Genomic DNA, 7,803 nt, shown 5'->3' with positions numbered 1-7,803 from the left:
CCGGATCGGCTGCCGCAGGGTCCGCCGCGGCCGGGTCGGGCGGCGGGGGCTCAGTCGGTGCCGGAAGCGTCGGCGTCGGGTCGGTCGGAGCAGGCAGCGCTGGCGCGGGCTCTGTGGGCGCGGGTTCAGTGGGTGGGGGCTCAGTGGGCGGCGGTTCGATCGCCGCGGGCTCGCTCGGCCTGGGCTCCTGAGCGGATGCCCACCACCACCGCGATCACGCCCGCGGCGGCGTACAGCACCGCCGGCACCAGCATCAGTGACACCGACCGGCCGTCCGCGGGCACGAGCGGAAGCACCGCGAGCATGCCCACGACGAACGCCGAGTTGAACAGCGCGTCCTGGAGGGCGAACACGCCGCCTCGGCGGACATCGGGGACGTCGGTCTGCATGGCATTGTCGGCGACGAGCTTGACCACCTGCGCCCCCAGACCGATCGCCACCGCGCCGACCACCAGGACCGTCGGGTCGAGGGTCGGTCCGACGACGAGCTGGGCGACGGCGGATGCGGTGGCCCCGGCGGCGACGACGAGGACGCGTCGGGCTCGGGCGATGGCCCACGGGGTGACGACCGCGGCCAGACCCATGCCCGCGGCCACGGCCGCCGACATCAAGCCGAAGCCGCCCATCCCGGCGACGACCGGACCGCCTGACCCGCCGGACTCGGCATCGCGCAGGAGCAGGATCGCCAGCATCGTCGTGATGCCGAACGCGACCCGCCCGAGCGTCACGCCGGTCAACGACACCCACACCAGAGCCGAGGAACGGGCGGCCCGGACGCCCTCGGCGAGCCCCCCGGCGAACGCCCGGACGGCACGGCGGGTCACGGCCTCGTCCGGGTGGCAGAGGAGCTCGTCGTCGTCGGGTCCCAGGTGGCGCGGCGGCAGGGCCAGGACCGCCCACACCCCCGCCAACGCGGAAACCACGGACGGCACGAGGGTCCACGAGACCGCGGAGTCGCCCGCGCCCAGGACGGCGAGCACCGCGAACGCCGCGACCGCGCCCACCGCGGTGATGACCGAACCCACCGTCACCAGCACCGAGTTGGTGGCGGCGAGGAGCCGGTCCGGCACCACCTTCGGCATCGCCGCGGTCATCCCGGTGTTGATGAGCCGGCCCAGACCGATCGCCACGAGGGACAGCGCGAACAACACCGCCAGGCCCACGCCCGAGTGGACGGCGCCGGCGGCGATGAGCGCGATGGTCGCGACGATCGCGAGGGTCCGCACCAGGGCGGCGACGGCCACCACGACCCGGCGGTCCCACCGGTCCAGAGCGGCCGCGGCGAAGGGCCCGACGATCGAATAGGGCAGCAGCATCACCGCGAACCCGCCCACGATCGCCGCCGGAGTGGTGCCCGACTCGGGGCTGAACAGCACGATTCCGCCGAGGGCGGCCTGATGGATGCCCTCGCTGAGCAACGCCGCCAACCGAGCCGTCGACAGCCGACCCAGACCATCGGACTCGCGCAGGGCGGCGGCCAGGCGGCCCCGGGTGGGAACGGCCGGGTCGGCGGGCGGTGAGGTCACGGGAGTCACGGTAGCGCTCGCGGCCGGGCCGCCGATCACCGCGGCGAGACCCGATCGAGGGGACGCGCGTGTGGCCCGGCGACGACGGGGGCATCATGGATACATGGACACGGGACCGGATGATCTGAGCGGCGGAGGCCTGTTCGGCGACCGCCTCTACGACGCCATGGACAAGCGGGATCCCGTCGCCGGTTCACTGCTCATCGCCGCGCCCGACATGCCCGACCCGAACTTCCGGCGCGCGATCATCTACATGATCGAACACGACCATTCCGGGTCGCTGGGTGTGGTGATCACCCGACGCAGCGAGACCGACGTCGAGGAGATCCTGCCCGCCTGGTCCGAGTTGTGCGCTCCCCCGTCCGTATTCCACATCGGAGGACCCGTCAAGCCCGACACCGGCATCGCCCTGGTCGTGCTGAGTGCCGGCGTCGACGGCCACCGGTTCAGCGGGCTCCAGCAGATCGAGGGCCGCGTGCACGTCGTGGACCTGGACAGCGACCCCGACCTCCTGCGGGAGCACATCGACGGCGTGCGGGTGTTCGTCGGGTACACCGGCTGGGCGCCGGGTCAGCTGCAGGACGAGCTCGACCGCGGCGACTGGTACGTCGCGCCCAGCCTGCCCAGCGACCTGCTCGCGCCCGCCCGCGTCGACGTGTGGGGTGCGGTGCTGCGCCGCCAGGAGATGCCCCTGCCCCTGTACGCCACATACCTGCAGGACGGCGACCTCAACTGACATAGAAGCCGTGCGCGATCTCACGATTCGGGACAGTGTTTCCGTATTGTGGGCAGTGGCATAAGCTCCTGCAGGTGGAGACGGTGGACGGTGAGTCGACGACGGTGACGGCCCGGCACTGGTTGGTGCTGGCCGTGGCCACGTTCGTCGCCGCGTCCGGATCGGCGTTCGTGATCGGCGTCGGCTTCCTGCTCCCCCACCTCACGAGCGTTATGGGACTGTCCCTCTCGCAGGGCGGGATCCTGGTCGCGATGCCGCTGGTCGGCATGGCCGCGGCGCTGATCGCGTGGGGCTGGCTAGTCGATCGTGCCGGGGAGAAGGTCGTCCTGGTCGCCGGGTCGGTCGGTGCCGCCGTCACCCTCGCCGCGGCTCTGTTCGTTGACTCGTTCGCATTTCTGGCGGCGCTGCTGCTGATCACGGGTGCCTTCACCGCCTCAGGTAACTCGGCGAGCGGGCGACTGGTCGTGAGCTGGTTCCCCGCGAACCGCCGCGGGCTCGCCATGGGCGTCCGCCAGATGTCGCAGCCGGCCGGATCCGCGGTCGCGGCCATGACCATGCCGCTGCTCGCGCAGTCGTACGGTCTGGGCGCGGCGTTCGCGCTCCCCCTGGCGATGGCAGCCGTTTCGGCGGTGGCGGCCCTCGTCGTCGTCACCGATCCGCCTCCACCCGAGGCCACGCGCGACGCGGGCGCCGAGGCGGTGAGTGGCGCGGCGACTGCCGCTGACGGTGAGGCGGTGAGTGGCGCGGCGACCGAAGGGTCGCCCTACCGCGGCTCCGGCTACCTGTACCGCGTCCACGGCGTGTCGGTACTGCTCGTGGTGCCACAGGGCATGCTGCAGGCGTTCCTGCTGACGTGGCTCGTGCTGGGGCACGGATGGTCGGCGATGTCCGCGGGCGTCGTGGTGACGGTGAGTCAGGTGCTCGGTGCGGTCGCGCGGATCGTGGCGGGCGCGGTGTCGGACCGAGTGGGGTCCCGCACGACACCTATTCGCGGCGTGGCGATCTCGGTGACCGCCGGCCTGGCCGCGCTGGCGGCGGCGGAAGCACTGGGCGCGCCCGGGGTCATCGCGGTGACGCTCGGCGTGATCGCCACCGTGCTGTCGGTATCCGACAACGGCCTGGCGTTCACCGCTGTCGCCGAGTTCGCCGGGCCCCGCTGGAGCGGCCGAGCGCTAGGGGTGCAGAACACCACCCAGTTCGTGGCGATCTCGGCGTCCACACCCCTGGTCGCCGCCGTGATCGACGCCGTCGGCTACTGGCCGGTGTTCGCCGGCGCGGCCGTGATCGCGGCGCTGGCGATCCCGCTCGTGCCCGTCGCCGACCAGCGGCGGGCCTAACCGCCCCGCATCGCGTCATCGTCAGGGCGCAGGCGCGCCCCGGTACTGCCCCACCGACCACACGTTGCCCTCCGGGTCCCGCACGGAGAAGGTGCGATCCCCGTAGTCCGTGTCCTGCAGCGCCAGCACCACCTCCGCCCCGGCGCCCACGGCCCTGCGGTACACCTTCTCCGAGTCGGCGGTCACGACGTAGGCCAGACCGGTGCCGGGTGGCGAGGCGTGCGGATCGTCCGCGCCACGTCCCGCGTCACCCAGCATCACGCCTCCGCCCTCGGGCCACAGGAGCTCCGCGTGGGTCACCACGCCGTCCTCGGAGTAGCGCGCCGTCTCCACGAACCCCAGAGCCGCGACCAGCCAGGCGATCACCGTCCGGGAATCCGAGCACCGGAAACAGTGCCACACCGTCGGCGCGGGCGCGTCGCCCGACTGTTCGTCCATGGGTCGAGTCTGCGCCCGCCGGCCGGGCAGCGGAAGGCCTCTGTCGGGGGTGATGCGAAATCGTGGCTGGCTAGACTGCCCGGCGTGTCGACCAGCCTCTCCACCAGCGCAGGGATCCGCGGCGAGATCCGCAAGGGTCTGGCCGACTGCTCGACCGTCGGGCTCGGACTCGTGCCGCTCGGGCTGGCGTTCGGGGTGCTCATGACCCAGGCGGGGTTCGACTGGTGGTGGGCACCCGTGTTCTCCCTGGTGATCTACGCCGGGTCGATGGAGTTCCTGGCGATCGGCCTGCTCACCGCCGTCACTCCCCTGTACTCGCTGGCCGCCGCCGCGTTCCTGGTGAACTTCCGCCACGTCTTCTACGGCCTGAGCTTCCCGCTCGAGGTCATCCGCTCGCGGCTGGGTCGGCTGTACGCCGTGTACGCGCTCACCGACGAGGTCTACGCGATCACGTCCACCAAGCGGCGCGCGGAGATGAGCGGTCCGCGGACGCTGACCATCGCGATCACCTGCCAGTCCCTGTGGGTGATCCCGGGCGTGATCGGAGCGCTCGTCGGCACCGCCCTGCCCGAGGGGTTGGACGGGTTGCAGTTCGCGCTGACCGGGTTGTTCGCCGTGCTGGCCGTGGACGCGTGGCGCTCGTCCGGCGACCTGCCTGCACCGGTGATCGGCCTGGTGTGCGGTCTGGTCGCCGCCGTGGTGGCGCCCGACCAGATGCTCATCGTGGGCCTGTGCGCGTTCGTCGGCGTGCTGCTCGTGCGGTACGCGTGGCTGCAGCGGACCGGGCGGGCGGGGAGTGACGTCGCGTGACCGCCGTCCCCGGGACCGCCTACCTGCTCGCCGGGTTGGCCGTGATGTTCCTCGTCACCGTAGCGCTGCGGGCCGCCCCGTTCCTCGCGCTCACCCGCCTCCGCGACTCGGGCGTCGTCCGCTATCTCGGCCGCACCATGCCGGCCGGCGTGATGGTGGTCCTGGTGGTCTACACCCTGCGCGACACCACCACGGCGCTCGGCTCGTGGCTGCCGGCGACCGTCGCGCTCGCGCTCACGTTGGGCGTGCACCTGGCGTTCCGGCGCGCCGCCGCGAGCATCGTGCTGGGCACGGCGACGTACATGGTGCTGCAGGCGTGGCTGGCCTGAGCGGGCTGGTCAGCTCGCCACGGGGCACACGCCCAGGTCGACCTTCCACTCGGTGAGGCCGTTGAGCCACCCGGAGCGCAGGCGCTTGGGATCGCCGAGCGCGGTGAGGTCCGGCAGGTGGTCGGCGACGGCGTTGAAGATCAGTTCGAGCTGCATCTTCGCGAGATTCGCGCCCAGGCAGTAGTGCGGGCCCTGGCCGCCGAAGGTCACGTGCGGGTTCGGGTCGCGGAGGATGGTGAACGTGAACGGGTCGTCGAAGACCTCCTCGTCGAAGTTCGCCGATCCGTAGCAAATCAGCACACGGTCGCCCTTGGCGATGGAGACGCCCCCGATCTCGGTGTCCTCCATGGCGGTGCGCTGGAACTGGGTGATCGGCGAGGCCCAGCGGAGGATCTCGTCGTAGGCGGTCTCGGGCCGCTCACGCTTGAACAGTTCCCACTGCTCGGGGTGTTCGAGCATCGCGACCATGCCGTGTGTGGTGGCGTTGCGGGTGGTCTCGTTCCCGGCCACGGCCAAGAGGGTGACGAACCAGCCGAACTCCTCGGCGGAGAGGTGTTCGCCGTCGACGTCGGCCTGGACGAGCTTGGTGACGATGTCGTCGCGCGGGTTGGCGGCACGGTCCTCGGCCATGGCGTTGGCGTACCCGATGAGCTCCATTGACGCGATGGCGGGCGCGTCGGGGTCTCCGCCGGCGTCGTAGCTGGTCATGATGTTGGACCACTCGAAGATCTTGTGGCGGTCCTCCTGCGGCACACCCAGCAGGTCGGCGATCGCCTGGAGTGGCAGCTCGGAGGCGATGGAGGTGACGAAGTCGTCGGCGTTGCTCTCGGCGGCGGCGGTGACGATCTTGCGCGCCCGGTCGGCGAGTTCGTCGCGCATGCCGGCGACGCCGCGGGGGGTGAAGCCGCGGGAGATGATCCGGCGGTGCTTCTTGTGGATCTCGCCGTCCTCGTTGACGAGCATCGCGCGCTGGGCCTCGATGATCTCGCGCGGGGTGCCCTCGGCGAACCGCGGGATCATCGTGTTCTCCCCCGCGGAGAAGATCTCGCCGGTCAGCCGGGAGATCTCCTTGACGTCGGCGTGCCTGGTGACGAGCCAGTAGTGGTCGTCGTCGAACCCGTCGGAGCCGGGGCGCTTGTCCACGCGGTGGATGGGTTGTGTCCGCCGGAGCTGGCGCCACTCGTCGTGCGGGAGCCGTTTCTCGAACAGGTCCGGGTCGGTGAAGTCGAAGCCCGCCGGGATGGTCACGTCCATGGTGTCTCCTGAGACTGGTCGCCCACCGGCCCCCGGCGGGGATGAAACCGTGAATAGTGGTAACTATATACACGTGGCACTATCGTCGAGGGAAGTTCTCGATCGCGCGTTGATGCTCTCCGAGCAGATGGCCGGGCACATCGCGCGCGCGGCGGCGAACTACGGGCTGACGGTGCCGCGGCTGGAGTTGCTGTTCGTGCTGGGCCTGCAGGGTGAGTGCAAGCAGGTGGAGCTGGCGACGTACCTCGATTGCTCACCGCGCCAGGTGACGGCGCTGGTGGACGGCCTGGTGGCGAGTGGTCACGTCGAGCGAACGATGCCGCCGGATGACCGCCGGGTGCGGTTGGTGAGCCTGACGGAGAAGTCGCGACGGATCGTTGATGAGGTGGTGACGGCGCGCGTCGGCCTCGCCGACTGGTTGTTCGAGGGATTCGACGACGACGAGCTGCAGGCGTTCGGGGCGGTCGCGGAGAAGCTGATCTCCCGGATGAGTGGGCGGGCGCTGAGCCGGCTTCCGGAGCAGTGAGCCGGGCCCGCTCGTTGGATCACGCAGTGCAGGCGTAGCAGCCAGTGCCGGCTCGGGCGTATTCGACGAACCCGCGGGCGAGGTAGTTGGGGATGGCGGCGGGGGAGTCGTCGTCGCAGGTGTGAAGCCACACTCGACGGCAGCCCGAAACGTTCCAGGCGATGCGGCAGACCTCGGAGAGGAACCAGCCGCCCAGGCCGCCGCCGGCGAAAGCGGGCAGGATGCCGAAGTAGACGATCTCCACGTCGACTCCGTCACCGGCGGGTCCGATCCCGGCTGCGGTGGCAGCGTCGGCTGCGCTGTCGCAGGGGCTCATGCGCAGTTCTGCGTAGCCGACGACCTCGTCGCCCAGTCTTGCTCGAAGGGTGCTGACGCACGGGTCGGAGCAGTAGGAGTCCCAGCGACCCTGCGACCAGTCGAGGCGGTCGCCCCACTTCCAGTCGCTGCCGATCTCGCGGTACATCCGCTCATTGAAGGTGGGCTCGGCGGGAAAGACGCGCGTGATGGTGAGGTCGACGGGATCGGCCGGCCGTAGCTGATCCGCGGTGGTCTGCTGAAGGTAGGTCACGCTGGTCACCGCCCAATTGAAACACTGTGGCCCCGCTGGATCCGATCTGAGTCGGGATCCGGCGGGGCCGAGCGCTGATCGGCGGGTCAGTTCACTTGAATGTGCACGCCGGGGATGTTGAGGCCGTTGACGGCACCCGCGACCGACCCGACCGCATCGTTGTACATCTGGGCGCCGGCGTTCTGGAGGCCGCCGGCCACATGGGGATTGGTACCGGCGGCGCCGGCACCGACGCCGAGCGCGCCGAGGCTGCCGGCACCGCCCAGCGCCGCCGCGGCA

The 7,803-nt window shown here is 71.0% G+C and carries 9 protein-coding genes and 1 pseudogene; 5 read left to right on the top strand and 5 right to left on the bottom strand.

Annotation, left to right across the window (positions count from 1 at the left end; translation table 11 throughout):
* Window positions 1–140: 140 nt before the first annotated feature.
* Window positions 141–1,526, bottom strand: a complete 1,386-nt coding sequence (locus HMPREF3086_RS10830; RefSeq protein ID WP_070721815.1) for an MFS transporter — start codon at window positions 1,524–1,526, stop codon at window positions 141–143.
* Between the two features lie 103 nt (window positions 1,527–1,629).
* Here HMPREF3086_RS10830 and HMPREF3086_RS10825 point away from each other — a divergent pair, with 103 nt between their 5' ends.
* The gene (locus HMPREF3086_RS10825) at window positions 1,630–2,262 is read left to right on the top strand and encodes a YqgE/AlgH family protein (protein ID WP_061913350.1); all 633 of its coding nucleotides are present in this window, start codon (window positions 1,630–1,632) and stop codon (window positions 2,260–2,262) included.
* Between the two features lie 74 nt (window positions 2,263–2,336).
* Window positions 2,337–3,599 carry an MFS transporter gene (locus tag HMPREF3086_RS10820; protein ID WP_232302935.1) on the top strand — a complete coding sequence of 421 codons (1,263 nt, stop codon included), beginning with the start codon at window positions 2,337–2,339 and terminating at the stop codon, window positions 3,597–3,599.
* Window positions 3,600–3,620: 21 nt separating this feature from the next.
* Here the strand turns inward: HMPREF3086_RS10820 and HMPREF3086_RS10815 are convergent, their stop codons facing one another.
* Window positions 3,621–4,037 (bottom strand): VOC family protein, encoded by a 417-nt coding sequence (locus HMPREF3086_RS10815; RefSeq protein ID WP_063935468.1) that lies wholly within the window; start codon window positions 4,035–4,037, stop codon window positions 3,621–3,623.
* Window positions 4,038–4,121: 84 nt separating this feature from the next.
* Here HMPREF3086_RS10815 and HMPREF3086_RS10810 point away from each other — a divergent pair, with 84 nt between their 5' ends.
* On the top strand, window positions 4,122–4,847 hold the full coding sequence (locus HMPREF3086_RS10810; protein WP_070721812.1) for an AzlC family ABC transporter permease: 726 nt from the start codon (window positions 4,122–4,124) through the stop codon (window positions 4,845–4,847).
* A gap of 44 nt (window positions 4,848–4,891) precedes the next feature.
* Window positions 4,892–5,176 carry a branched-chain amino acid transporter permease gene (locus tag HMPREF3086_RS10805; protein WP_061228395.1) on the top strand — a complete coding sequence of 95 codons (285 nt, stop codon included), beginning with the start codon at window positions 4,892–4,894 and terminating at the stop codon, window positions 5,174–5,176.
* A 9-nt stretch (window positions 5,177–5,185) separates the two neighbouring features.
* Here the strand turns inward: HMPREF3086_RS10805 and HMPREF3086_RS10800 are convergent, their stop codons facing one another.
* Window positions 5,186–6,430 (bottom strand): cytochrome P450, encoded by a 1,245-nt coding sequence (locus HMPREF3086_RS10800; protein WP_061228386.1) that lies wholly within the window; start codon window positions 6,428–6,430, stop codon window positions 5,186–5,188.
* A gap of 127 nt (window positions 6,431–6,557) precedes the next feature.
* Here HMPREF3086_RS10800 and HMPREF3086_RS10795 point away from each other — a divergent pair, with 127 nt between their 5' ends.
* On the top strand, window positions 6,558–6,956 hold the full coding sequence (locus HMPREF3086_RS10795; RefSeq protein ID WP_239550263.1) for a MarR family winged helix-turn-helix transcriptional regulator: 399 nt from the start codon (window positions 6,558–6,560) through the stop codon (window positions 6,954–6,956).
* A 19-nt stretch (window positions 6,957–6,975) separates the two neighbouring features.
* Here the strand turns inward: HMPREF3086_RS10795 and HMPREF3086_RS10790 are convergent, their stop codons facing one another.
* Together HMPREF3086_RS10790 and HMPREF3086_RS18980 are read right to left on the bottom strand one after the other, a co-directional pair.
* The gene (locus HMPREF3086_RS10790) at window positions 6,976–7,533 is read right to left on the bottom strand and encodes a GNAT family N-acetyltransferase (protein ID WP_061228384.1); all 558 of its coding nucleotides are present in this window, start codon (window positions 7,531–7,533) and stop codon (window positions 6,976–6,978) included.
* 77 nt (window positions 7,534–7,610) lie between these two features.
* A pseudogene (locus HMPREF3086_RS18980) lies at window positions 7,611–7,803 on the bottom strand (hypothetical protein); the annotation flags it as partial.

The organism is Dietzia sp. HMSC21D01 (assembly GCF_001815995.1).
Lineage (GTDB): Bacteria > Actinomycetota > Actinomycetes > Mycobacteriales > Mycobacteriaceae > Dietzia > Dietzia cinnamea.
Note: the sequence above shows the minus strand (reverse complement) of the source record. Positions and strands in the feature narration are given on the sequence as shown.

Coding starts and splice junctions, on each gene's coding strand:
- HMPREF3086_RS10825 (WP_061913350.1), top strand. CDS start 1,630: ATGGACACGGGACCGGATGATCTGAGCGGCGGAGGCCTGTTCGGCGAC.
- HMPREF3086_RS10815 (WP_063935468.1), bottom strand. CDS start 4,037: ATGGACGAACAGTCGGGCGACGCGCCCGCGCCGACGGTGTGGCACTGT.
- HMPREF3086_RS10805 (WP_061228395.1), top strand. CDS start 4,892: ATGTTCCTCGTCACCGTAGCGCTGCGGGCCGCCCCGTTCCTCGCGCTC.
- HMPREF3086_RS10800 (WP_061228386.1), bottom strand. CDS start 6,430: ATGGACGTGACCATCCCGGCGGGCTTCGACTTCACCGACCCGGACCTG.
- HMPREF3086_RS10795 (WP_239550263.1), top strand. CDS start 6,558: ATGGCCGGGCACATCGCGCGCGCGGCGGCGAACTACGGGCTGACGGTG.